This is a genomic window from Sanguibacter sp. TS_SC_8 (assembly GCF_055361235.1).
This window is the reverse complement of sequence record NZ_CM143955.1, coordinates 3,111,113-3,136,489: the sequence shown is the minus strand read 5'-3', so window position 1 is coordinate 3,136,489 and position 25,377 is coordinate 3,111,113. Positions and strand designations below refer to the sequence as shown.

Genomic DNA, 25,377 nt, shown 5'->3' with positions numbered 1-25,377 from the left:
GCAGCGGTGTGAGAGCGCGCTGGTTCTGAAACGCGGGCTGCCGCCCGCATGGATGTCGTGTTTCGACGGTCTTCGATTGTTGCTCGTCGGGTTGAGAGTTGGAGGAAATATGCGTCGCGCCTTGATCACCGGCATCACCGGTCAGGACGGTCTCTACCTGGCAGAACTGCTGCTCTCGAAAGGCTATGAAGTTTTCGGGCTGATTCGAGGACAGAACAATCCGAAGATCGAACTCGTGCGCGAGACCGTCCCAGGAGTGAAGCTCTTGACGGGTGACCTCACGGATCTGTCGAGTCTGCTTCGCGCCCTTGAGGCGTCCACGCCGGACGAGGTGTACAACCTAGGTGCGATCTCATTCGTGGCATATTCGTGGGAGAACGCCATGCTGACAACAGATGTCACCGGCAAGGGTGTGCTCAACCTGCTGGAGGCCATTCGTCTCTATTCGCGAGATGACATGTCACGTGTCCGGTACTACCAGGCGTCGAGCTCCGAGATGTTCGGCAAGGTGCAAGAGGTGCCGCAACGAGAGACGACTCTCCTCTGGCCGCGATCCCCCTATGGCGTGTCGAAGGTCTTCGGCCACTACATGACAATCAACTACCGGGAGTCCTACGGAATGCACGCTTCCTCGGGCATCCTGTTCAACCACGAGTCCCCTCGTCGGGGACCGGAGTTCGTGACCAGGAAGGTCACCCGGGCCGTCGCGCGAATCCAGCTCGGGCTCCAGAACGAGATCGTCATGGGGAATCTGGATGCCAAACGAGACTGGGGCTTCGCCGGCGACTATGTCGATGCGATGTGGCGCATGCTCCAGCAGGACGAGGCGGACGACTACGTGATCGCCACCGGAGTAACATACTCGATCCGAGATCTGCTCGACGTTGCTTTCGGTGCGGTGGGAATCTCCGACTGGGAGGGACTCATCAAGCAGGACCCGAAGTTCATGCGACCAGCGGAGGTCGAGCTGCTGATCGGCGATCCCTCCAAGGCAAAGGCCGTCCTCGGGTGGGAGCCGAAGGTGGGCTTCCACGAACTCATCGGGATGATGGTCGACAACGATCTGCGTGAGCAGAAGATACTGTCCGACATGCTGAAGGTCTGAGGTATGAAGCGCGCATTGATCACGGGGATCACAGGTCAGGACGGACGATACCTCGCGGCCGAACTGACTGCTCGCGGCGTCGAGGTCCACGGGGTCGTGAGGCGTGAGATCGCAGATAGCGACGCTCGTTTTAGAGATCTCCCCATGCTCCCGACTTTTCACGTGGCGGACCTTGCAGACGGAGCAGCTCTGTCCGGAATTGTCGCCGCGGTCAGACCTGACTACATCTACAATCTTGGCGGCATGAGTTCGGTAGCGAAGTCGTGGTCTGATCCACTGACGACGGCTCGCGTGACTGGCGAGGCCGTGGCCACGCTCCTTGAGGCAGCGTGGCGTCTTGGTCAGCAAGGTGAGGCAAAGGTGTCGTTCCTCCAAGCCTCGAGCTCGGAGATATTTGGTGTATCGGGCCCAGACCTGCTCTCTGAGTCTTCTCCGGTCCGTCCGTCCAATCCCTACGGCGCCGCCAAGGCCTATGCGCACCACCTGGCAGCTGTGTATCGCGATCGTGGGCTTGGCGTATCGACATGTATCCTCTTCAACCATGAGTCACCGATCAGGCCAACCACTTTCGTGACTCGAAAGATCACGTCCGGTGCCGCGCGAATCGGACGGGATGGATCTGGAGTCATTGAACTTGGCAATTTGGATGCGCGCCGCGATTGGGGCTGGGCTCCTGACTATGTGAAGGCGATGATGAGCGCGTGCGAGGGCGAGTACTCAGACGATTTCGTCGTGGCAACGGGCGTGTCGCACTCAGTATCAGACTTTGTGGAGGTCGCGTTGCGGCGTGCTGGAGTCGGAGACTCATGGCGAGAGCACGTCGTCATCAATCCGCAGTTCATGCGCCCGGGCGATGCGCCAGTCCAGGTCGGCGACGCAAGCAAGGCCAAATCAGTGCTCGGATGGTCTCCGTCTGTATCCTTCGCCGAGATCGTGGATCGGATGGTCGATGAGGATTCTCTGCTGCTGAGCGGGACCGCGCCAGAGGCCTGGCCTACGCTGAGTGATCCTCCAGGGAGGCTCGCGTGAGCTCGGCTGCATCGATCGCGACCTTTGGCGGTCGTGGAACGAATCGTTCTGCCATCTCGCACAAGACGATGTCTGCTCCGGACTCCGCCACATAGTTCGAATCCCATCCAAACGGGGACCAGATGAAGTGAACGCTGCGAAAATACTGCGCAAAGAACCAGGCGATCCCCTGGTAGCCTTCGACGCCAAAACTGTAGGAGTCGCCGAAGATCAGGGCTGTGCGGCGGTCGATGGCCTCTGGATTGTGGTAGACCCTTCGAATTCCCACATGTCGACCGGCCGCACGCATCGAATCATGATTGTCCTCCGCTATCTGGGCTGCGCCGAGTGAATTGAAGGTCGCCATGATTTCGACCACCGGCGGAGACATGTTTTGCCCAAGATCCCCACTGCTGGCATACATGGCGACGGGCAGTGCGTCAATTGCAGCAGTTTGCCGCGAGATTCCTAGCGAAGATAGCGCAGATGAGGCGAGCGCCTGGTTCCCAGGCAGAGACAGATGAGTGTCTGTTCTGAGGAAAGCGCCCCCTTCTACCGCTTTGAGCTCGGTGAGAGGGTACGTGACCCGCAGAGTCGTAGCCAGGGTCGCTGCTGGCGGGAGCGCGTCGAGTGAATATGATGCCGGTAGATACTCGTGCATCGCTGAGAGCTTGTCTGGCACGATCAACAGACTGATCTGGACCCCGAGCCGGGCCGCCTCGCGGCGGCGGTAGTTCACGATCTCTGACCAGTCGCTGGCCCAGGTCTCTCCGGGGTCAAACGTTGCTTGATGCTGGTCAAGGACAGAGTTGGAACCCGCGATGAGAAACAACCATCCGTCGAGGCCCATGAGGGTGCTCATGTCGTCGGAGAGGCTACCCGCCGCGTGAGTGTAGGCGGCAAGCTCCGGATGCCAGATGTTGACCGTGGGATTCGCCGGTGACGATGGGAATCCTTTTTGCGCCCCATATTCGTCGCTCGCGGCTATCGCAGTCAGAAGCACCTGCCAGTCAGTCGTAGCGGCAAGTTGCCCCTCGACCTCTGCTGGTGAAGGCGTGCGGCGAAGCAGGGCCTCATAGAGATGCACGACGTCGGCGTAGGTGAGGCCGGGTTCGCGACGTGTCCCAGCTGTGGCTTGGCTGCTCATCCGCCGATCGTACCCGCGCGTGGAGGCTGCCTGCCAGTGGCTCCGCGCGGTGCGCCGATCATTGGGGCGCGGTTGGTGGGCGTCTTGAGGAAGGTGGCGTCGTGTGCTCGTCCCACGTCGCGGGAGGGGCGGCACGCGCTGGCTGCACTGGCAAGACGGTCTCGGGGGGCACCACGTTGAAGCCCACCGGGAGACATGCTGTTGCGCCATCACATGGCAGAGTAGAGCGGCGTGGAGTCAAGCGCACCGGGGGCGGTCGGTGTTCGGGCTCCCGCAGCAACCGCGGGAGCGGCATCCGTGTCGCAGAAGAAAGGCAACAGGAATTGTTGACGGAAGAGTCCGATAGGCCCGACGGAGCGATCGTGGGAGGGTGGACAGCGCATGCGGTGGCATACGGTCCTGCGGTGGTGATCATTCTGGTGGTCCTGGCACTGGCGTACGAGGTCCTCGGTTTGGCCGGCGCCATAGTGCTGCTCTCGACGTGGACCCTCGCTGCGGGCCTCGGGCGGACTTTTGAAGGACTGCGGGGTTCTGCCGCGTGGGCCGGAGGAATTGTAGGAACATTTGGTATTGTGCTCGCATCCAGTACTCTCATGCGAATCGTGTCACCGCGCCTTCATGGTTCGACTGTGAATGTCGCGATGGCAGTCGCTCCGGCCGTGCTCGGACTGTGTCTCTTAGTGTACTCACGTCGCTCCAGCGAAGAAGGTACGCAGTACTCACGTACTTACATGGCGGTTCCCGCAGCAATTTCTGGATCCTTCCTTGCCGTGGCCGGGATAGTCGGTTCGCTCGGAAAGTACAATGATATCGCGTGGGCAATGAGCGGTGATGCGCGAAATCACGTTGCGATCATTCGTGGAATCATGACTGATGGTGGAGTCGGAATCTCGACGTTTGCCGAATATCCTGCGGGTGTGAGCGCATTCACCGCGATGCTCGCCGGTGTGGGTGATCGGTCAGGCAGTGTTGGTGAAGTCATGCGCAATGACATTGAAGCGATGGCGTCTACATACATTCTCTCAGCGATCGCTATCGGCGTTCTCACCGCGGCCGCACTTCTTGAGGTTCGACGGTCAGATCTACGGAACGGCGGTCGAATCTCGTGGCCGCTGTTCGTGACACTCTTTGTCGCATCGATGAGCGCGGGTACCGGGTTCATGCTCGGCATGGCGCTCGATGACGGATTTCTCTCGGCCTACGGCGCACTGCCTCTTTCGATAGCCGGCGTGGTGTTTGGGCTCCGGTATTTCTCCAGCCGCTTGAGCGGTTTGGTGCCATTCTTCATGTTGGTTGCGACCGTCCCGCTGGCGTTTGTCAGTTGGACGATGATTGCTATCGTGCCAGCGGCAACCCTGGTGGCTGCAATAGTGGTCGCGGCCAGAGATTTGCGCAGGGTTACTTCCCGTGGCGCCGACATGCGCATCAGAATGCGGAGTGGATCGTTCCGGGTCGTCTGGTGGTTGGCTATCTGGACTGGCGCTCTAGGACTTGTCGGGATTGCGTGTGTGGTTGCGCGCTTCTTGCCAAGACTTGAGGCGAGCTTCATTCTCACGGGATCCTCCAAGTCGCCCTACAGTCTCATGATTGTTGTTTTGTTGCTGGTCACCACCGGTATCGCGGTAGCAGCGAAAGGCAAGACGATCTCTCGGCAGATGATTGTTCCGCTGGCGGCCGGTGTCGCTGGTGGGCTCGTCGTCGTATGGCTCACCGGACTTCCGGGCCCGGGGGTGACGTGGACCTACTACGCCTTGAAGACGAACTGGCTCGTGAGCAGCAGTCTCCTCTGGGTGCTCTTTGTGCCCATCGCGCTGTGGACTGAGAGCGGATCTAGCCCAGGCCTCGCGCGTGACCGCCTCGGGATCAGTTCACTCTCAGTTTCCCTTGCGGTGTTGATGCTGAGTGGGTCCGCGACCACCTCCCAGGCGCCTATCCTCCCGGCGGCCCGAGGGTGGGTGCAACCCTCCGCTGAGGTGGTCGAGCAGGCAGTGGACGGTGCGGGCGACGGCAGTCCGTTCGTCTTCTGGGACTGGTCTGATCCCGGGAATGACCGCCTTGGGAACTTCTGGGGTGCCCTTGCATGGGGCAGTGATGCATCAGGCGAGTACCTAGAGTTGCCAGGCGTCCCAGGAGGCGTGCGGCTGTGGGCATACTTCGAGGCTGGCGAGATCCACGAACTCTGTGAACTCATCTTGGGAGCGCCGGGCATCGAGGTATACACGCGCAACGACAGCCTCGAGGGCGAGCTCAGCAGTGCCTGTCCGTCCGGTGAGGCGATCGTGTCCGTCGGGGACTGACGTGCAGGTCAGCGTCTCCTGAGAGGTGTTTTGCTAGGGTTGATGGAGTAATGCTTCTCTGAGCGAACAGATGGTGAGGTCTTGGGGTGAGATTGGTCTGCCGGACCGTGCCCTAGACTCTTCAACGGTGTGTCAGCTGACATGTGTCGAACAGGATGGGTGCGGCGTGTGATTGACGACGATGGTGCTGGTGCGGAGGTGGCTGTTCTGAGAGCCGGCACTGCGGACGTTGTCGACCCGGTGGTACCCGCTCGCTCGAAGCGCGCAGCTTTGATCAACATCGTCCGGTACCTCCTCGTGGTGCTCGTCGTCGGCGCGGCCGTCTACTACATCTGGCGCAACTGGGACGAGGTGGGCCCGTACTTCGGTCGGATATCAGTCTTGTCCCTCGTCGGTTCATTCGTCGCCGTCTCGGCAGGCATCGCCTCGGCCACGATGAGTTGGCAGGTACTGGTCGACGATCTCGGACGGCCGATCGGCGCTGGCCGAGGCGCACCGATCTTCTTGGTGGGTCAGCTCGGCAAGTACCTTCCAGGCACGGTCTGGGCCTACGTCCTCCAGGTCGAGTTGGGACGCAAGGCGGGGTTGGCTCGCGCACGCGTGTTCGCCGCGACCATCTTCTCTGTCGCGGTCGCGATGGTCGCTGCTCTGATCGCAGCACTCACCGCACTGCCGGAGATCGTGAGCGACAGACCGGATCTGAAGCCCGTCTATCTCTTGTACGTCCTGCTGCCGGTCGCCCTCGTCCTTCTGCATCCGAAGATCCTCAACGCGATGGCGCGTTTCGGGTTCAAGATCCTCCGGCGCCCCGCACCCGACCACCCCGTCCTGGGCCGGACCGTCGTCAAGTCGTTGCTCTGGGCATTCGGCTCGTACACCTGCTACGGCATCCACCTGTGGATCTTGGCCCGCACCGCCACCGATCTGGGTGTGTCTGCGCTGTTCCTCTGCATCGGGATCATGGCGACGGGGATGATGGCCGGTCTGTTCGCCTTCTTCCTGCCGTCCGGGGCAGGTGTCCGGGAGATCGTCATCATCACCGCGCTCACACCGCTGATCGGGATGGCGCCGGCCACCGCGTTCGCGGCGATGTCTCGGGTGATCTTCACCGTCGCTGACCTGGTCACGGCAGGCGGTGCTGCGGTGATCGGAGCGGTCACGCTCAAGAGGCGAGGGCACTACAGCGGTGACCCCGGGATCACCTGAGCGGGTGTTCCGCCTAGGACGTCTGTCCGTCAGACGCTCCCGTCACTGCGATAGCCTGTGGCGCGGAGCGATATTGCCGCCGAAGTCACGTTGACCTCCATAGGGAGCAGTTTGATGTCAGTTCGCATTGCCGAAGGCGCAGATGTATCCGCCCAGGCGCACATCGGAGACGGAACCCAGATATGGCACCTCGCCCAGGTCCGCGAGGACGCTGTTCTGGGTGAGCAGTGCATCGTCGGCCGTGGCGCCTACATCGGGACAGGAGTGACGGTCGGGGCCCGAACCAAGATCCAGAACTACGCGCTCGTCTACGAGCCTGCGTCCCTGGGTGAGGGTGTCTTCATCGGGCCCTCGGTCGTCCTGACCAACGACCAGTACCCGCGGGCCATCAACGAAGACGGATCGCAGAAGAGCGCACACGACTGGGACGCCGTCGGAGTGGTCGTGGGGCGAGGAGCCTCGATCGGGGCTCGCGCGGTCTGCGTTGCACCACTGACGGTCGGTGCCTGGGCGACCGTCGCGGCCGGTGCTGTGGTCACCCGAGACGTTCCGGCCCACGCGATCGTCGTGGGTGTGCCCGCTCGCCAGGTCGGCTGGGTCGGGTTCGCGGGGGTACCGCTGGTCGCCGAGGGTGACCAGTTCCGGTGCCCGCAGACGCAGCGGCTGTACCAAGTCAGTGAAGGACAACTCGAAGAGGTGACTGCGCAGTGAACCTGGAACTTATCCCCGCGGCCAAACCGATCGTCGGTGACGACGAGCGTGCCGCCGTCGACCGCGTCATGCGCAGCGGAATGATCGCCCAAGGGCCTGAGGTTGCCGCCTTCGAGCGCGAGTTCGCCGACGTGCTCGTGGCCGGACGGCAGTGCGTCGCGGTCAACTCCGGCACGGCCGGCCTGCACCTCGGCCTCTTGGCCGCTGGCGTCGGTCCCGGCGACGAGGTCATCGTGCCGTCGTTCACGTTCGCGGCCACAGGCAATTCCGTCGCCCTCACCGGCGCCTCCCCGGTCTTCGCCGACATCGAGCCGGACTACTTCTCTCTCTCCGTCGAGAGCGTCCGAGCGTCGATCACCGAGAAGACCAAGGCCATCATGCCGGTGCACCTGTACGGTCACCCGGCGGACATGGACGGCCTGCGGGGCCTTGCCGACGAGTTCGGCCTCCTGCTGTTCGAGGACGCAGCACAGGCGCACGGTGCGCAGCTCGGAGGCGCGCCGGTGGGATCCTTCGGAGACTTCGCGATGTTCAGCCTCTACCCGACGAAGAACATGACCTCGGGTGAGGGCGGCATGGTGTCCTGCGGTTCCGACGAGATCGCACGCAACATCCGCCTGCTGCGCAACCAGGGCATGGAGAAGCAGTACGCCAACGAGGTCATCGGCTTCAACGCGCGTATGACGGACATCCACGCGGCGATCGGACGGGTCCAGCTCACCAAGGTCCAGGGTTGGACGAAGATCCGGCAGGAGAACGCCGCATTCCTCGACGCGCACCTCGAAGGGGTTTCCACTCCTCAGGTCGCCGAAGACGCTGTGCACGTCTACCACCAGTACACGATCCGGGTCCCGGAGGACCGCGACGCGATCGTGGCGGCGCTCCGCAGCGAGTACCAGGTCGGCAGCGGCGTCTACTACCCGATCCCGAACCACCGGTTGGCCAGCCTGGAGGCGTTCGCCCCCGGGCTCGATCTGCCTGAGACCGAGCGCGCGGCGCAGCAGGTCATCTCGCTGCCGGTCCACCCCTCTTTGAGTGAGGGCGACCTCGAGCGCATCGTCACCGCAGTCAACACCCTCGTGAAGGCAGGATCCTGATGGCCAACCTCCGTGCTGGACTGATCGGACTCGGCGCGATGGGGCGTCACCACGGTCGAGTCCTACGTGAGATCGACGGTGTGGATCTCGTCGCGGTGGCCGACCCCGGAGGAGACCCGTACGGCGTGGCGGGCTCGCTCGACCTGCTTCCCGACGTCGACGCCCTCATCGCAGCAGGTATCGACATCGCCGTCGTCGCGGTTCCGACGGCATTCCACGAGTCGACGGCGCTTGCCCTCGCCGAAGCGGGGATCCACGCGCTGATCGAGAAGCCAGTGGCTGAGAACTCCGCCGCCGGACAGCGCATGGTCGACGCCTTCGACAGTCGCGGACTCGTCGGTGCGGTGGGCCACATTGAGCGGTTCAACCCGGCGCTGCAGGACCTGCGTCGGCGGCTGGAGCGCGGGGAGCTCGGTGAGATATACCAGATCCAGACGCGCCGACAGGGTCCGTTCCCCGCACGTATCGGAGACGTCGGTGTGGTCAAGGACCTCGCGACGCACGACATCGATCTGACCGCCTGGGTGGCGCAGAGCCCCCACGCGTCGATCTCGGCACAGACGGCACATCGCAGCGGCCGCACACACGAAGACATGCTCTTCGCCACCGGGCGACTCGCCAACGGTGTTGTCGTCAACCACGTGGTGAACTGGCTCTCTCCGATGAAGGAGCGTGTCACCGTCGTCACCGGCGAGCGCGGCGCCTTCGTCGCCGACACAGGCAGCGCCGACCTCACGTTCTTCGCCAACGGAACCTTCGACACCGAGTGGGAGTCGATCGCGACGTTCCGGGGCGTCTCCGAGGGAGATGTGGTCCGCTACGCCCTCGCGAAGCGCGAACCCTTGCGTGTGGAGCACGAAGGGTTCCGTGACGCTGTACTCGGAACGGGCTCGCAGATCGTGACCCTCGCCGAAGGGCTGCACACGCTGCGGGTCGCCGAGGCGATGCTCGAGTCCGCTGCGACAGGGACCGTCGTGACGATCTGACGTCGCACTCTCCCGCAGGCCCGCTCCCCTGACCATCGGTCTGCGGGGGCGGGCCTTCTGCATCTGCCAGCAAGCGCGTGGCGCTGCCTCGGGAGGCATCGGGGCGGGCTAGTGTTCGTTGGAACTGCCCGTGCGGGCATTGAACAACCAGGAGAGTGTCGTCATGCGTGGGAAAGTACTCTGGACCATCGGCATCCTGTTGGCGATCGGGATTGCTGCGCTGCTCTACGCCGTCACACGCGGAGCCGGCTCGGACGATCCTGAGACCACGGCTACCTCACCCTCGGCGACAGCCGACCCCACTGCGACCAGCACGACAGCCCCCACCACGACGGACCCTACTACCGAGTCGCCTGTCGTCGATGGGGACCTGGTGAAGCCGATCCCTGCACCTGACCCGATCACACCTGACCCGGGTCAGGACGACAACCCCCCTGTCGAAGAGCAGCCCACCGGCGGTGCGGCTGACGTCGTGATCACCTTCGGACTCTACGACCCCGAGTCCTCGACGGTGATGGTCTCCGGCTACGTCGGGAATGCGGTCGAGGACGGTGGCGTGTGCATGCTCACGCTGACGAGCGCAGGCGCCGCGGTCACGGCGGAGGCGCCGGGTGTGGCAGACGCCAAGACAACGTCGTGCGGAGGACTCTCGATCGAGCGTTCACTCCTGTCCGCGGGGACGTGGTCCGCCACACTCGGCTATGCATCTTCGACGACGACCGGCACTTCGGCTCCTACGACGATCGAGGTCCAGTGATGTTTGGAACGGCACGAGAATGGTTCGACCGGACAGTCCGCCTCGGACTGGTCGTGGTGGCAACCGCAGCGACCGCGGTCGCAGGAGTCCTCCTGGCCACGCCGAGCCTGGCGGCCGACACCTTTGACCCAGGGCTGATCATCAGCGACACCGCCTTCTACAAGAGCACGTCCATGACAGTCGGCGAGATCGAGGCCTTCATCGCGGGCAAGGGCGCCAACTGCGTCCCGGGCAAGGATGGAAGCCTCTGTCTCAAGACCTTCCGTCAGGACACGACGTCACGGGCGGCTACCGCCAAGTGCACCTCGCCCTACGTCGGTACCGGGAACGAATCTGCGGCCCAGATCATCGCCAAGGTGAGCAGCGCGTGCGGCATCAACCCTCAGGTGCTCCTCGTCATGCTGCAGAAGGAGCAAGGTCTCGTCACGGCATCCGGCACCGGACTGACCGTGACCCGCTACCAGAAGGCCATGGGGTACGCGTGCCCCGACACCGCGCCGTGCGACGTCCAGTACTACGGGTTCCAGAACCAGGTGTACTCCGCCGCGGCTCAGCTCAAGAGCTACGCGCTGACACCGAAGAACTGGAACCACCGGGCGGGCACGATCAACAACGTGCGGTTCCACCCGAACGCCGCGTGCGGGACATCACCCGTCTACATCCAGAACCAGGCCACGGCCAGCCTGTACAACTACACCCCGTACCAGCCCAACGCTGCTGCGCTGGCGGCCGGGTCCGGCACCGGAGACGCTTGCTCGAGCTACGGCAACCGCAATTTCTACAACTACTTCAAGCTGTGGTTCGGCGAACCGCTCAACCAGTCTCCGGTCGGCAGCGTCGAGGTTGTTCGAGTGGAAGGTACGACGCTCACGGTGTCTGGGTGGACCCTAGACCCGGACACCTCGGACTCCATCGAGACCCACATCTACATCGACGGCGGGGGAGTCGGCCTGCTGGCAGACAGGTCTCGCTCCGATCTGGTGCCTGCGTACGACCGGGGTGCCAATCATGGGTTCTCCTATTCGGTCACCCTCACCCCAGGAACCCACAGCGTCTGCGTCTTCGGGATCAACGCGACGCCCGGTGCCAACACGCTCCTTGACTGCCGCAACGTGACAGTCGCGGACGCCGCGCCGATCGGGGTCATCGATGCGGTGACGACGACCGCGACATCCTTGACCGTGTCCGGGTGGACTCTCGATCCCGACACGTCTGCCCCGATCGAGGCGCACATCTACGTCGACGGCGTGGGAGTCAGCATCATGGCCAACGGATCTCGGCCTGACCTGATCCCCTACTACAACCGCGGCGGCGATCACGGCTATAGCCACACGTTCACTGCTGGGCCGGGTGTGCACAGCATCTGCGCCTATGGGATCAACTCGACGCCGGGTCCGAACACGCTCCTCTCCTGCCGCACGGTCACGATTGCCGACGCGGCACCGTTCGGGACTGTCGATGGTGTGACGACGACTCCGACATCGCTGAGAGTCTGGGGCTGGACGATCGACCCGGACACGACGGCGCCGATCGAGGCGCACATCTACGTCGATGGCGTGGGAGTCAGCATCATGGCCAAGGAACCTCGGCCTGACCTGGTCGGCCCCTTCGCGTACGGTGCGGATCACGGTTACAGCTACACGTTCCCGGTCGGTCCAGGAATGCACAACGTGTGCGTCTACGGCATCAATTCGACCCCGGGCCCGAACACTCTCATCGGGTGCCGGACCGTGTCCATCGCCGCGACGAAAGACACCCCCCCGATCGGGGTGCTCGACTCGGTGGTGGCCTCGCCGGGATCCGTCCTGTTCTCCGGATGGGCACTCGACCAGGACACGACTGCCTCGATCGAGACCCACATCTATGTCGACGGCGTCGGGGTCAGCATCCTGGCCAACGGGTCACGCCCTGACCTGATCCCGTACTACAACCGGGGAGCCGAGCACGGCTTCTCCTACGCGTGGGCGCTCGCGCCGGGCAGGCACTCCTACTGCCTCTACGCGATCAGCGGCAATCGCGGGGCCAACTCGACGATCGCCTGCGGGACCGTTGATGTTCCTTGACGACCACGCGCGGCGGGCGTGGGAGCGCCCGAGTCCCGCCGCGGACGACGGGCCATTCCGAGGACGGCGCGGGTGAGGTGACGCCGACCGGACGTGGCCACGCGGTCCGGGCAGCGGCACCCGTAGTCGTGCTCGCTGTGGTCCTCGTGGTTCTGGGCGTCTCGCTCGTCCGTGCCGCGCTGGCGGGTGCCCCGTTGGCGATCACGGACGAGCATGCGCACTACGACTACACGGTGTCGCTGGGGCACGACGTGCTGCCCTACCGGGGCCAGACCTACAGCGAGGAGGTGGTCTGGGAGTGGATCTGCGGGATCGGTCACGACGCCGGCCAGCCGGTGAGCTGCGGTGACACGATGGACGCGTCGATGCTGCCGTCGGGTGAGTACGCGACGGGCTATATCCATTACCCGACGTACTACCTCGGTGCATCGGCTACCCGGGCTGTCCTCGAGGACGTCTTCGGTGAGCGTCGACCGATCGACTACCTGCGGGCGTTCAGCGCCCTCGTGATGACGCTGGGTGCCGTCTCCTGCGCGTGGTTCGCCAGGGGGCTAGGACTGAGACGGTGGGCGCTCGTCACTGCAGCGTGCGCTCCGCTCGCGTCGTCGATGATGCTGTTCATGGGGACGACGGTCAACCCCTCGTCCTTGGCGATCCTCGCCGGCGCGCTGGTTGCGGGTACCGGGCTGCTGTGGGTGCGTCAGGGGCGAAGCTTCTGGTGGCTGGCTGCGGCCTCGACGTTCGCGGCACTCAGCGCGGCTACGATCTCGCTGGCGATCGGACCGTTCCTCGTCGCGATCCTGGCTGTGGTGGTCGGACGGTGGTTCGGGTGGCGCCCAGCGCTGGGCGCCTGGAATCCTCGGTGGTGGCACGGCCTGGTCCTCGGCCTCGTCGTCCTCGTCCCAGTGAAGCTGTGGTCGTGGGTGATCGAGAGCCGTGCCACGGTCGGGAACGACGTCCTGTTCGAGTTCGCGGAGCCCGCATCGTTCAGTCAGGTCCTGACCGGGATCGCGGGAGAGCTGACGAGTCTCCACTCTCCGTGGGTCGAGGCATATGTCCTGCCGTCCACGCTCAGCTCGCTCGACCCGGTCCGTGCGGGCGCTGCGGGGCTCACAGTCTGGGTGGGGATGCTGCTCGTCGCCGGTCTCTTCCTGGCTGTCGTCGGGGTCCGCCTGCCCGGGGGCGACGAGCTCACCGGTCGAGTCCAGGAGAGGTACCGGTGGCGCGACGGCGCCTTCGGCCCCACCGAGCTCGTCGGGCTCGGCGCGCTGGTGACCTTCGTGCTCTATGCGCCGGTCCTCCGGCTCAGCAACTACCTCACGTTCGGGTTCGACTTCGGGATCGTCGCGCGCTACTCCATGGGTCTCACACCCGTCATCGTCCTGGTCGCACTGGTGCTGGTGCGGGACCGCCGGTTCGCCGGAATCACGGCGGGGGTCTCGGCCTTCGTCGTGGTCGGTATTATCGGCACTGCAGCCGTGTCAGCCATGTGACAAGAACTCAATTCGCTTCCAGACATCGGAGACCACGGATGAACCGCAGAGCTGGGACGGCCCTCGCCTCCTCCCTCGGGTTGGCACTCATAGCGGCGACGCTCCCCGGTGTCGCCCTCGCACACAGTGCGACGCAGGGCCTGGCGGCGATGGTGTCTGCACAGACGCAGGCACAGACGCCGGTACAGACGCTGGCGACGGTGCCCGGGGACGGTGGACTCGCGCATCCGGACGTTGACCCCGTCGATGCTCCCGAGACGTTGCTCCTCGAGATCCCGCTGGAGTCGGCCGTGACGGTCCAGGCAGAGGACCCCACGGCTCCGGACCCGGTCGTCGATCTCGCCTCCGCGGCGACACAGTCGGTCGACACCGAGCTGGCAGCTGTGGCAGCACGGGGAATCGACCTCGCGGAGGTCCCCATGCTCGCAGTGACCTGGACCGGACCTCAGCCGGACCGTGTCGAGATCCGAGCCCAGGACCTGGCAGGCACCTGGAGCGAGTGGTCGGTCCTCGACGGGGACCAGGACGCTGACGGGACCCGCGGTGGTTCTGACCCCTGGTGGACAGGAGGCGCCGTGCGCGCGGAGGTCCGTTCTTGGCGTGACGGAGCACCGGCGGACGATCAGCTGACCCTCGTCGCGATCACGCCCCAGGCCAGCTCGACCGATGCCGAGCTCCCTGCTGCCCAGGGCATCGACCCAGATGCGGTCCTCGATCCGTCGGTGACGGCTGCTCCTCCTGTGCCCGTCGATCCTCCAGTCGCAGTGGATCCTCTGCCCGCGCCGTCCCTGGGTCCGGCCCCTGCGCCCTCGATCGCCCCCTCCTCGCCCCCGCCCACGCAGACCGTTCCCGCACCTCCCAGCATTCCCGCACCACCGAGCACAGACGCACCGGCCACGGATGAACCCGCAGAGGACATGGTCGTCGAGCCCACGTCGTTCCGGAAGAGTGCGCCAGGCGCGACAGCTGAGACGGAATTGAGGGCCTCGGTACTGTCCACCGCTCTTGCCGCGCCCCTGCCGAGCGCGGGAGCGGCGCCGGTCATGCCCGTGGTGATCACCCGCGGGCAGTGGGGTGCTGACCCGGCGATCATGACGTGGACACCGCAGTACACCAACACGACGATGTTCACGGTGCTGCACCACACCGCCAGCTCCAACGGGTACACAGCTGGCGAGTCCGCGCAGATCGTCCGTGGTATCTACCAGTACCACGCCATCGCTCGAGGATGGGGTGACATCGGCTACAACGTCCTTGTCGACGCCTATGGTCAGATCTTCGAAGGTCGCTCCGGCGGACTCACACGGTCGGCGATCGGTGCCCATGCCGGCGGATTCAACTCCGGTGGCTTCGGGGTCTCGATGATGGGGACCTTCGATACTGTCCAGCCGTCGGAGGCTATGAAGGCATCCGTTGCGTCGATCGTCGCCTGGAAGATGGGCGGCAACTACCACTTCAACGCGTGGGAGGTCGTCAACGTCGTGGCCGCCGGACACCCGACGTCACCGTGGCCGGCAGGTCAGACCATCCAGATGTACCGGATTGTCGGTCACCGGGACCTCGCGATGACGGCATGCCCTGGGAACGGAGGCTATTCCTTCCTTCCCGAGCTCCGCAACCGCGTCAACACGCTCACCTCGGGGCACCAGACACCCATCTGGAGCGCGTGGCTCGCCAGCGGTGGCTGGTCGAGCCAGTGGGGCGCACCTCGCCAGGCTGAGACGAACTACTGGGACGGGTCCGCGACGTACTTTTCCAAGGGGCACGTGGCCACGTACACCTCGAACCGTGGGGTGCTTGTCATCCCGCCGAACATCCGACCGGGGTGGACTGCGGGTGGGGAGTTCGTCGGGCTGGGATACCCGCTGGCACCGATGTTCAACGTCGGCGACGGTCGCGGGACCGCGCAGGAGTTCCCTGAAGGATCGGTGATCTACTCGCCGAGCTCAGGGAGCCACTCGATCAAGGCGGACATGCGGGCCGCCTGGTGGTCCACCGGCGGCGCGACCGGATCGCTCGGCTACCCCACCCGGTCCCAAGGGCCGGTAGGCGACGGCCGAGGGGTGTTCATCGAGTTCGAGAACTACGCCTCGATGCTCTGGTCGCCGCAGACAGGAGTGAACCGGATCTCCGGCGACCTGCGCGGGAAGTGGTGGAGCACCGGGGGGACCGTGGGTCCGCTCGGCTACCCGATCCGCAACCAGGGACCGGTGGGCGACGGCCGGGGGCAGTTCGTCGAGTTCGAGAATGCCGCTTCGATCGTCTGGAGCCCCACCACCGGGGCCCACACCCTGGCCGACGCCGCTGGTGTGCGGCTCAAGTGGTGGGAGACGGGCGGCACCGTGGGGAGCCTCGGGTATCCGACGCGCAGCCAAGGGCCGGTCGGAGACGGCCGCGGTACCTTCGCCGAGTTCGAGAACGCCGGGTCCATCCTCTCCACCCCGGCCACCGGAACTCACACGATACGGGCGGCGGTCAGAGATCTCTGGTGGCAGCACGGCGGGGCGAACGGTCTCGGGTACCCGGTGACGGACACGCTGGCAACCGGTGACGGTACCGGCCTCTACAACGATTTCGAGCGGTACGGCGTGTCCATCGTCTGGGGGCCTCAGACCGGCGCACACACCATCTGGGGACCGCTTCGGGATGCCTGGCGTGCGGCCGGGGGAGTGCAGTCTGTGGGCTACCCGACGGCCGAGCCGGTGAACTTCGGGTCTCGACCCGGGGGATACAGCCCATTCTCCTCCGGAGCGTGGGTCGTGTGGAGTGAGCCGACAGGTGCGCACGTCGTGTCCGCGAAGATGCGTTCCGCGTGGCAGGCGAAGGGTGGGGCCGCGGGGGTCTATGGCGTGCCGACGGGTCCAGCCACCGTCGTCAACGGACGAGAGTCCCAGGCATTCCAGGGTGGAACCATTACGCTCCAGTAGGAGCGTGGTGACCTGTCACCAGCGTCTCGACGCGGTCCGTCGAGACTCACACGATGAAGGGCAGAAGGACATGGCGAAGGTAGTAGTGGTGGGGTCCGGAATTGTCGGGCTGGCGGTGGCCGACAACCTGGCGCGCCGCGGTGACGAGGTCATCGTCCTGGAGAAGGACTCCACGATCGCCCAACACCAGACCGGACGCAATTCTGGTGTGGTTCACTCCGGGCTCTACTATGCTCCCGGCAGCCAGAAAGCCCTGATGTGCGCGGCGGGTGTGCGTTCGATCCGTGAGTTTGCAGAAGAGAACGGGGTTGAATATCGCAACACCGGCAAGCTGGTCGTGGCGACGCAGTCCTCTCAGGAGTCACAGCTCCAGAAGCTGGTGGACCGAGCCAACGCGAACGGCGTGCCGTCGCGGGTCGTCTCTGGCGCAGAGGCGCGCGAGTACGAGCCGTATGTGCGTGCCACCAAGGCGATGCGGGTGGAAACCACCGGAATCATCGACTATCCGGGAATCTGCGCGGCGATGAAGCGCCGAATCGAGGACGCCGGCGGCGAGATCCGCTTCAACACCGCGTTCGTGTCAGCCACGACAACGGGATCCGGTGTCGTCGTCCAGACCTCGGGCGAGGAGATCGCGGCGGACGCTCTCGTCACGTGCGCCGGGCTCTACAGCGACCACGTCGCCAAGGCGTCGGGGTTGGTGCCTGAGGCGAGGATCGTGCCGTTCCGTGGGGAGTACTTCGAGCTCGCGGACGATCGGGAGTACCTTGTCAACGGACTCGTCTACCCCGTACCGGACCCGAGGTTCCCGTTCCTGGGAGTGCACTTGACGAAGATGATCAAGGGAGGGGTCCATGCCGGACCCAACGCTGTCTTCGCGCTCGCCCGGGAGGGATACCGGTGGCGCGACATCAACGTCTCCGAGCTCGCTGAGTCGCTGGCGTGGCCAGGCCTGTGGCGTCTCGCGGTCAAGAACATGGTGCCCGGCGTCAAGGAAGGCGTGCGGTCTGCGTCCCGAGCCGTCTTCGCAAAAAGCCTGTCCGAGCTCGTCCCGGGCATCCGCCCCGAGGACCTCGTGCCGGTCGACTCGGGCGTTCGTGCGCAGGCGCTCAAGCGTGACGGGTCCATGGTGGACGACTTCCTGATCCAGGAGGCTCCGCGCCAGGTCCATGTCCTCAACGCGCCGTCTCCCGCGGCGACCTGCTCGATCGAGATCGCCAAGCACATCGTTGCTAGAGTTGACGCGCTGACGGCGCTGACGCGCTGACGAGTATGTGAGATGAGAGGAAGCGTTCTGTCTCCACCGTCGATCGCCTCTGTCGCTCGGACAGCCTTTGCGCACTCCTCCGTGCGCTATCTCATCGTCGGCGTTCTCTCGCTGCTGCTGGACCTCGGGATTCTCACACTCTTCTATCGAGGTCTTGGGGTTCCGCTCGGCATCTCCACAGGGATCGGCTTCTGGGGAAGTGTGCTCTTCAACTTCACGCTGCAGAGAAGATTCGCCTTCGGGGGGTCGGGGGCCACGGGCAGGAGTCTCTGGCGCTACGGAGTGCTTCTCGCAGCGAACTCCATCATCAATATCGTCGTCGTCTCGCTCTTCCACAGTCTCGGATGGGGATTCGTCCTCGGCAAGATCTTCGTCACCGCGGCGCAGACGGTGTGGAACTATTTCGCCTATCGATACTGGGTCTTCGTGCGAAGCGCATCTGAGGCTCCCCGGACCTCCTGAGATGCTCTGTGGTGAGGCAGGGGAGAGCGGACGGGCGTGAACCCCACGGGGCTCTCAGCGAATCAGGTCTGGGGCGTCTGGTGCCCGTCCGGTTGGTCCGGGGCCTGCTTGTTGGCGCACCCGTCGAGGGTGAGCTCGTCGGTGGGCGGCGTGAGTGACACGGTGGTCGCCGACTGGAGGAGATCGAGATCGAACCGGAGGAGCGCAAGTTCTTCCGCGAGGGTGCGGGTCTCCTCCTCGAGTTCGGTGAGCTCCACGCTCAGCTGGACGCAGACTCCCAGGAGGACCATGAGAGCCAGGGCGAAGATGAGGTTGCTGGGGGTCTCCACTCCGACCAGGTCGGTGACGGACTCGATGAAGTGCGGGAACGCCCCGAGTATGCAGACGCCGAGCGCTACGACGATCCAGATGGTGGCGTACTTCTCTCTGAGGCGCCGCTTGCGCAAGAGTGCGGCGAGGAAGATCACCAGGGCCACGCAGCTCGCGAGGGCGAAGTAGTAACCGCTCATGACTCGTCTCCAGTTGGCTGTCGGGTGGGCCGTGAGAGGGCGATCACCAGCGCCAGGACGGCGCGCCCGAGAAAGAGGGCAGCTTTGGCGGGGTTGTGTGAGGGGGTGCCGCCCGCGCGCGGTCGCATCTCCACGCCGATCTGGCGGATCGTCAATCCCGCCCTCGATGCAATGACGAGCGACTCGATCGTGTCGCCCAGGTATTCGGCCGGGTAGTCGACCGCGAAGAGCGCGATCGCAGTTCTGTTCGATGCCTTGAACCCTGACGTGGTGTCGGTCAACCGGGTGCGGGCGACCCTGGACAGCGCCAACGAGAGCAGTCTCATGGCCCAGCGACGCGGCCCGCGGGCTTCATAGGTGCCACGTTCGGCGAACCGGGCACCGATGACGACGTCAGCTTCCTGCGAGGTGAGGGCACCAACGACGCGCATGACATCGGCGGGGTCGTGCTGTCCGTCGCCGTCCACCTGGACGACGACGTCATAGCCCTTGCGGACGGCGAACTTGTAGCCGGCCCGCATCGCTCCACCGACCCCGAGGTTGAGCGGAAGGTCCAGGACCATCGTCCGACCACGGCGAGCCACTTCAGACGTCCGGTCCGTCGAACCGTCGTTCACCACGAGGAAGTCCGCGTGCGGGAGGGCGGTGTGGAGCTCGTCGAGAACGCCAGGCAGTGCTTCCTCTTCGTTCCAGGCAGGGAGGACGATGAGCAGCTTTGAGCCGCGTTCACTGGTCACCGGGCAAGCCTAGCCTGGCCCCGCACTGGGTCTGCAGCGTTGGGGTCTGCTGCACGTGATCTCGGCTTATGGGTGTAGCACGGGCTGGCAGGGTTGCAGGCCGCCCTCCCTGATCAGCTGCGTGACGATCCAACTGACTAGACCATTGGCAACAACGCCGACATGGACTCTGGCAGTGGGTGATCGAAGTCCACCTGGCCGCGCGGTCTTGACGCCCAGCCTTCGTTGGCGAGAAGTGACCTGAATCACCAACCAGTCGCTACATGTGTCCGGTCAACCTTCAAGCCGCGAGGCGAACTAACCACTTCCGCGATGGGTTCGGCGGGTGGGGCGAGGCAGCCATGCCGACGACACAACCCGGCACCAAGCGCATCTCGATGTTGACTGCCGTGCCTATCGACACCGACGAGATGGTTAAGGAGTCCTCTCTTGTAGCCCTGAGCGATACCATGGTCGCCATGGGAGTAGTACGAGTCAGCAACTGCACGTTCGATGGATTCACCGCACGGGCTACAGTCACGGTCGGGGGAGAGGCGTCTCAGTTGTCCATTCACTCCCGGAGCCGACTCCCGTCGCCGACGCACCTGGGCGATGTATGGCTTCCGTTGGCGCTGTTTCCCGCGATGCGCACCGGCCAGCCACTCGTGTTGGACAGCCCGGTCTCGGATTCTATGCTCCGGGGCGTCGACACTCTTCAGAGGATCTTCAGCACCTGGTTTCATGATCTGAAGGTCATTCAGGTCACCGCGCCGCGACGGCGGGGACACAAGCGGCGCAGGCCAGCCGTGGCGCAGTTCTTCACCGGCGGCGTAGATTCGTTCTTCACGCTCAGCCAGCACGAAGACGTCAGTGGCCTCTTGTACGTGCACGACCTCGTCCACGACACTCCAGGTGTGGTTGCGCGTATCCACGAGCTCCTCGCGTCGGTGGCGCGGGAGAAGGGGGTGATTCTTCATGAGTTCGACAGCGATGTCAGGACCATGCTGGACCGATATGGTGAGTGGGGATCGCAAACCCACGGTGCCGCGTTGGCATCCTTATCAGCACTCGCCTCGGGCACATACGGCACAGTGCTCGTCCCAGCTTCGCACACGTATCGCGACCTTTATCCATGGGGTTCTCATGCATTGACCGACCGGCTCTGGAGCGGTGACCGCCAGGAGTTGACCCACGATGGTGCCGATGCGACGCGATTCAGGAAGATCGAGACTGTTTCTCGGGACACTATTGCCCTCGAGCATCTACGGGTATGCTGGATGACAAACTCTGAGATCAACTGCTCGCGCTGCGAAAAGTGTCTTCGCACAATGACCAGTCTTGATATCGCGGGGACCCTGGACCATGCGGTCACTTTTCGCGGTCCCCTGGATCTGGAAGCGCTCCGGGCGGTGGAGCTTAAGAATGCGAGCGACTTGTCGTTCGCAGTTGAGAACCGTGACGCTGCGCAATCAGCCGGTCGCCTCGAGATAGAAGCTTCGCTTACGTACATGATCCGAGCATTTGAAAGGGCCTAGCGGTTCTCAGCCGAGCGGCACGGACGAGACCTTGAGGTGCCGTGCCCGCCCGGGTCATCGTCAAGAGAACCCCAAACGGAGGACAACTGTGGACGCAATCCGCCGTGCGCCAAACAGACTGCTCGACGCCCTAACTGGTCTGCGCCACGCCTACGTACAGTTCATCACCGGTCGTTCGCTCAAGACGCTCCTGCTGGCAGGAGCTGTCGCTCACCTCGCAGTCTTCGCCTTCCTCGTCGCCACGGCGGTGACGGGCACGTCGATCACTCTCGTGCATGCGCCACTCTTCGCCGGGGCCGACGCCGACCTGATCGCAGGAAATCCGCAACCTATCCGTTCGGACGAGTGGTACGTCGCGACACCGTTGATCTTGTCGCAGGTTCAGCAGAACCTGCCCGCGATCAACGACGCATTCCCGGGTGGGATGGACGTCTCGGTCGTGTGGGACGCCCCTTATCGCGAGTGGTCGACGCTGATCAGACCGCACATGTGGGGCTTCTTCGCACTGCCTCTCGACAACGCCTTCGCCTTCAAGTGGTGGCTTCCTCTCATCACCCTCAGCATGAGCGTGTACACGTTGGCCGTGAGCCTCTGGCGACGACCGGGCGCGTCCCTCGTGCTTGCGGCAGGATTCTGTTTCTCTCCGTTCATCCAGTGGTGGTTCCAGTCGACGACGATCTGGTCGCTGACGTTCGGCACCGCACTCGCTGCGCTGACAGTCCTGGCAACCAAGGCGACGGCCCGGCGGCACACGTGGACCGTTGCCGCTCTCATCGCCTATACGACGGCGGTCGCCGCGGCAACTCTGTACCCAGCCTTCCTGATTCCGTGCGGCTATGCCGGGGTTGCTTTCGCTGTGGGCTGGCTGATCTGGAACGGCCACGGCAAGAACCGGGCGGACAGGCTCAAGGAGCTGCTGCCGATCGTCGCTGGTGCGCTCGTCGGGGGTCTGCTCACCGCAGTCTTCCTGTTCACGCGGATCGACGTCGTCCGTGCGGTCCTGGGGACTGCCTATCCCGGCGAACGTCTGTGGAACACCGGCGAATCAGCGAACTTCGGGCTGCAATGGGTCTTCTCCGGTGTGTTCCAGACGTCTCTCGAGCGCACCGAGATCGCCGGCTTCGCGCCCAACCCCAGCGAAGGCTCCAGCTTCCTGCTCGTCGGGCTCTTCCTCATCCCGGCGACCCTCTGGATGATCTGGGCGCACCGCCGCCGGCGCGGGTACAACGACTCGCTGCTGATCGCACTGCTGCTCTGCGTCGGGCTGTTCCTCGCCCACGTCTACATCCCGGGGTGGAACTGGCTCTCGCACCTTCTCCTCCTGGACCGTTCGACGGAGTCCAGGATCGTCATCGGCCTCGGCCTGCTCTCCCTCATGCTGGTGATCGCTGTGGCGCACCGGGTGATCGCGCTCAACCTGCGCCCGCCGTGGTGGATCACGGTGCTGAGCGTCGCGTCGTACGCTCTGACGCAGGGCGCCGTGTTCAGAGAACTCAGGGTGGTCGCCCCGCAGATCATCACGGCCACCCCGAGGTGGCTGCTGCTCAGCGTGCTGCTCGCCGGGTGCATCGCGCTCTACTCACGGGGCAACGTCGTAGTCGCCGGGATCGGGCTGCTGGCCCTGTCCCTGGTCGTCGCAGGCCGCGTGAACCCGCTCTACCACGGGGTCCTCGACCTGAGCGGCTCTCCCCTCGCACAGGAGATCCTTCGCATCGACGAGGCCGACCGCGGCAACTGGATCGGGGTCGGCGAAGCGCCGGTCACCAGCACGCTGAGGTCCACCGGCGTCGTCAGCTACAGCGGGGTCCAGGCATGGCCGTCGCTGGAGATGTGGGAGCAGATCGACCCGACCGGTGCCAACACGGATGCGTGGAACCGCTATGCCCACGTCAACTGGACCCCGGATCCTGCCGCGGCGGACTTCGCCCTGGTGGCGGCAGACAGCATCATCCTCCGTTTGGACTCCTGCAACGACTTCGCGCAGCATAACGTCGACCACGTCGTCAGCGATACGCCGATCAGCCAAGCCTGCTTGATGGAGACGGACCGGGTGCTGGACGACGACGGCGACGGGTTCTGGATCTACGACGTCGTTTCCCGGTAACGGCCCGATCGATGCGGTGGACAGCGCATGACTGCAGCACGAGGGCAAGCGCGTAACCTTGGCGGCGAACTGGTGAGTGACCAATGTCGTCGAACGGAAGGCACGAGATGCGTGTGATGCTGGATGCGACTGCAGTGCCGCAGGATCGCGGCGGGGTGGGTCGCTACGTGGACGAGCTGGCTCCTGAACTCCTCGCCTGCGGGATTCAGCTCATCATTGTCGTCCAGGCCCGCGACGTCGATCACTACGCACGTCTGCTCCCGGGTGCGGAGGTTGTGGGTGCACCTCCGCGCATCGCGCGTCGACTCGTCCGCATGCTCTGGGAGCAGGTCGGGCTCCCCGCCCTGATCCGCCGGTTCAAGCCGGACGTGCTCCACAGCCCGCACTACACGCTCCCGCTGTTCGCTGGAGTCCCCGTCGTCGTCACTCTGCACGACGCCACGTTCTTCACGACCCCCGAGCTGCACCTGCGCTCCAAGGCCGTGTACTTCCGCACCGCGATCCGGGTGGCCAGCCGCCGCGCAGCTGGTCTGGTGACCCCGTCCAAGGCGACGCGTGATGAGGTCATCCGGCTGGTCGGCGCCAAGCCGGAGAAGTTCGCCGTGGCATATCACGGCGTCGACCACACGATGTTCCACCCGACGACCCAGGCAGAGCAGGACAGGGTCCGGGCCACGCTCGACATCACCGAGCAGACCTACGTCGGGTTCCTCGGCACCCTCGAGCCTCGCAAGAACGTCCCGGCTCTCATCCGTGCCTGGGCGCGTACGTGCGCCGGACGCAGCGAACCGCCGGCCCTCGTGCTGGCCGGCGGGAAAGGGTGGGATACGGCGATCGATGACGCCGTCGCGGAGGTCGCACCCGGCCTCACCGTCCGGCGCGCCGGCTACCTGCTGCTGGAGGATCTCCCCGCCTTCCTCGGCGGATCTGTCGTCCTGGCCTACCCGAGCCTGGGCGAGGGATTCGGTCTGCCGGTGCTGGAAGCCATGGCCTGTCGCACGGCGGTGCTGACCACCCGGGAGCTCTCGCTGCCCGAAGTGGGAGGCTACGCCGTCGCCTACTGCGGGACGGACGAGCTGTCGATCGCCTCTGAGCTGGCGGCGTTGCTCGATGATCCGGACCGCCGCAGGCGTCTGGCAGACGCGGCCGTCGAACGCGCCGCTACGTTCACCTGGGGACAGGCTGCCCGCGACCACGTCGCGGCCTATGAGGCCGCCCTGCGGGCGGGCTGACCGCCTGCCCGCAGGTGCAGCGCTCACAGGGTGATCAGCGACCTGCCCGCAGCGCGTCGAGGTGCGCGGTGACCTGGTCGGCCGTGGGGAGCAGACCCGTGGCGACCGCCTCGCTCAGGCTGGGCGCCACGAGGTCCTTCTCGGAGAGCAGCGGGGTGAGCGGGGAGCCGTCGCGGGCCGTCGTCGGCCACTCGATGCCGACCTCAGGGTCGAGCGGGTGGATGCCGTGCTCGCGCCCGGGGGAGTAGCCCGTCGAGCACAGGTACATCACTGTCGAGTCGTCTTCGAGCGCCATGAACGCGTGACCGAGTCCTTCGCCGAGGTAGATCGCCCGGCGGTCGGTGTCGTCGAGGAGGACGGAGTCCCACTGGCCGAAGGTCGGTGAGCCGACCCGGATGTCGACGACGACGTCGAGCACGGCGCCCTTGGGGCAGGTGACGTACTTGGCCTGGCCAGGAGGCGTGTCAGCGAAGTGGATTCCACGCAGGACCCCGGCTGCCGACACGGACATGTTCGCCTGCTGGAGGTCGAGCGGGTGCCCGAGCGACTCCTCGAACTCTCCCGCCTTGAACCACTCGAGGAACACGCCGCGGGGGTCCCCGAACTGCTTCGGTGTGATCTCCCAGGCTCCGGGCACAGATAGTTCGCGATACTCCACAGGATGTCTCCTTCGATGGGACAGGTGACGAACCGACGTCCGCCGTGACCAAGGACCGAGTCTAGTGGCGTCCACTACGATCTACCGTGGCGCGGGC

20 protein-coding genes are annotated in these 25,377 nt (G+C 64.9%); 16 read left to right on the top strand and 4 right to left on the bottom strand.

The window, feature by feature from the left end:
• Window positions 1-109 precede the first annotated feature (109 nt).
• Window positions 110-1,105 (top strand): GDP-mannose 4,6-dehydratase, encoded by a 996-nt coding sequence (locus ACWA15_RS14230; protein WP_464056028.1) that lies wholly within the window; start codon window positions 110-112, stop codon window positions 1,103-1,105.
• A gap of 3 nt (window positions 1,106-1,108) precedes the next feature.
• Window positions 1,109-2,134, top strand: coding sequence for a GDP-mannose 4,6-dehydratase (locus ACWA15_RS14225; RefSeq protein ID WP_464056027.1), 1,026 nt, complete (start codon window positions 1,109-1,111; stop codon window positions 2,132-2,134).
• On the opposite strand, the gene ACWA15_RS14220 is transcribed toward ACWA15_RS14225, so the two are convergent.
• Window positions 2,100-3,260, bottom strand: a complete 1,161-nt coding sequence (locus ACWA15_RS14220; RefSeq protein WP_464056026.1) for an alginate O-acetyltransferase AlgX-related protein — start codon at window positions 3,258-3,260, stop codon at window positions 2,100-2,102. The two genes, ACWA15_RS14225 and ACWA15_RS14220, sit on opposite strands and share 35 nt — an antisense overlap.
• Window positions 3,261-3,991: 731 nt before the next feature.
• On the opposite strand from ACWA15_RS14220, the gene ACWA15_RS14215 reads away from it, so the two are divergent.
• The 11 genes from ACWA15_RS14215 (at window position 3,992) to ACWA15_RS14165 (ending at window position 18,526) form a co-directional block, all read left to right on the top strand.
• A complete protein-coding gene (locus ACWA15_RS14215; RefSeq protein WP_464056025.1) occupies window positions 3,992-5,557 on the top strand; it encodes a hypothetical protein in 1,566 nt (521 codons plus the stop codon).
• Between the two features lie 270 nt (window positions 5,558-5,827).
• The gene (locus ACWA15_RS14210; RefSeq protein WP_464056023.1) at window positions 5,828-6,763 is read left to right on the top strand and encodes a lysylphosphatidylglycerol synthase domain-containing protein; all 936 of its coding nucleotides are present in this window, start codon (window positions 5,828-5,830) and stop codon (window positions 6,761-6,763) included.
• A gap of 114 nt (window positions 6,764-6,877) precedes the next feature.
• The gene (locus ACWA15_RS14205; RefSeq protein ID WP_464056022.1) at window positions 6,878-7,474 is read left to right on the top strand and encodes an acyltransferase; all 597 of its coding nucleotides are present in this window, start codon (window positions 6,878-6,880) and stop codon (window positions 7,472-7,474) included.
• The gene (locus ACWA15_RS14200; protein ID WP_464056021.1) at window positions 7,471-8,571 is read left to right on the top strand and encodes a DegT/DnrJ/EryC1/StrS family aminotransferase; all 1,101 of its coding nucleotides are present in this window, start codon (window positions 7,471-7,473) and stop codon (window positions 8,569-8,571) included. Before ACWA15_RS14205 ends, ACWA15_RS14200 begins: the two co-directional genes overlap by 4 nt.
• Complete coding sequence (locus ACWA15_RS14195; RefSeq protein ID WP_464056019.1) at window positions 8,571-9,557, top strand: Gfo/Idh/MocA family oxidoreductase; 987 nt, start codon at window positions 8,571-8,573, stop codon at window positions 9,555-9,557. Before ACWA15_RS14200 ends, ACWA15_RS14195 begins: the two co-directional genes overlap by 1 nt.
• Window positions 9,558-9,720: 163 nt before the next feature.
• Window positions 9,721-10,314, top strand: coding sequence for a hypothetical protein (locus ACWA15_RS14190; protein WP_464056018.1), 594 nt, complete (start codon window positions 9,721-9,723; stop codon window positions 10,312-10,314).
• Window positions 10,314-12,377 carry a hypothetical protein gene (locus ACWA15_RS14185; RefSeq protein WP_464056016.1) on the top strand — a complete coding sequence of 688 codons (2,064 nt, stop codon included), beginning with the start codon at window positions 10,314-10,316 and terminating at the stop codon, window positions 12,375-12,377. Before ACWA15_RS14190 ends, ACWA15_RS14185 begins: the two co-directional genes overlap by 1 nt.
• On the top strand, window positions 12,374-13,870 hold the full coding sequence (locus tag ACWA15_RS14180) for a hypothetical protein (protein ID WP_464056014.1): 1,497 nt from the start codon (window positions 12,374-12,376) through the stop codon (window positions 13,868-13,870). The genes ACWA15_RS14185 and ACWA15_RS14180 overlap by 4 nt, the downstream gene beginning before the upstream one ends.
• A 38-nt stretch (window positions 13,871-13,908) precedes the next feature.
• Window positions 13,909-16,797, top strand: coding sequence for an N-acetylmuramoyl-L-alanine amidase (locus ACWA15_RS14175; protein ID WP_464056012.1), 2,889 nt, complete (start codon window positions 13,909-13,911; stop codon window positions 16,795-16,797).
• Window positions 16,798-16,867: 70 nt separating this feature from the next.
• Complete coding sequence (lhgO, locus tag ACWA15_RS14170; protein ID WP_464056010.1) at window positions 16,868-18,064, top strand: L-2-hydroxyglutarate oxidase; 1,197 nt, start codon at window positions 16,868-16,870, stop codon at window positions 18,062-18,064.
• Between the two features lie 81 nt (window positions 18,065-18,145).
• A complete protein-coding gene (locus ACWA15_RS14165) occupies window positions 18,146-18,526 on the top strand; it encodes a GtrA family protein (RefSeq protein WP_464056009.1) in 381 nt (126 codons plus the stop codon).
• Between the two features lie 62 nt (window positions 18,527-18,588).
• On the opposite strand, the gene ACWA15_RS14160 is transcribed toward ACWA15_RS14165, so the two are convergent.
• Window positions 18,589-19,035 carry a DUF2304 domain-containing protein gene (locus ACWA15_RS14160; protein WP_464056008.1) on the bottom strand — a complete coding sequence of 149 codons (447 nt, stop codon included), beginning with the start codon at window positions 19,033-19,035 and terminating at the stop codon, window positions 18,589-18,591.
• Window positions 19,032-19,772 carry a glycosyltransferase family 2 protein gene (locus ACWA15_RS14155; protein ID WP_464056007.1) on the bottom strand — a complete coding sequence of 247 codons (741 nt, stop codon included), beginning with the start codon at window positions 19,770-19,772 and terminating at the stop codon, window positions 19,032-19,034. Before ACWA15_RS14155 ends, ACWA15_RS14160 begins: the two co-directional genes overlap by 4 nt.
• A gap of 389 nt (window positions 19,773-20,161) precedes the next feature.
• Between ACWA15_RS14155 and ACWA15_RS14150 the strand changes: the two genes are divergently transcribed.
• From ACWA15_RS14150 to ACWA15_RS14140, 3 genes are all read left to right on the top strand, one after another.
• A complete protein-coding gene (locus ACWA15_RS14150; protein ID WP_464056005.1) occupies window positions 20,162-21,286 on the top strand; it encodes a hypothetical protein in 1,125 nt (374 codons plus the stop codon).
• Window positions 21,287-21,374: 88 nt separating this feature from the next.
• A complete protein-coding gene (locus ACWA15_RS14145; protein WP_464056004.1) occupies window positions 21,375-23,390 on the top strand; it encodes a DUF7657 domain-containing protein in 2,016 nt (671 codons plus the stop codon).
• A gap of 116 nt (window positions 23,391-23,506) precedes the next feature.
• Window positions 23,507-24,622 (top strand): glycosyltransferase family 4 protein, encoded by a 1,116-nt coding sequence (locus tag ACWA15_RS14140; RefSeq protein ID WP_464056003.1) that lies wholly within the window; start codon window positions 23,507-23,509, stop codon window positions 24,620-24,622.
• A 34-nt stretch (window positions 24,623-24,656) separates the two neighbouring features.
• Here the strand turns inward: ACWA15_RS14140 and ACWA15_RS14135 are convergent, their stop codons facing one another.
• Window positions 24,657-25,280, bottom strand: coding sequence for a dTDP-4-dehydrorhamnose 3,5-epimerase family protein (locus ACWA15_RS14135; protein ID WP_464056002.1), 624 nt, complete (start codon window positions 25,278-25,280; stop codon window positions 24,657-24,659).
• Window positions 25,281-25,377 lie beyond the last annotated feature (97 nt).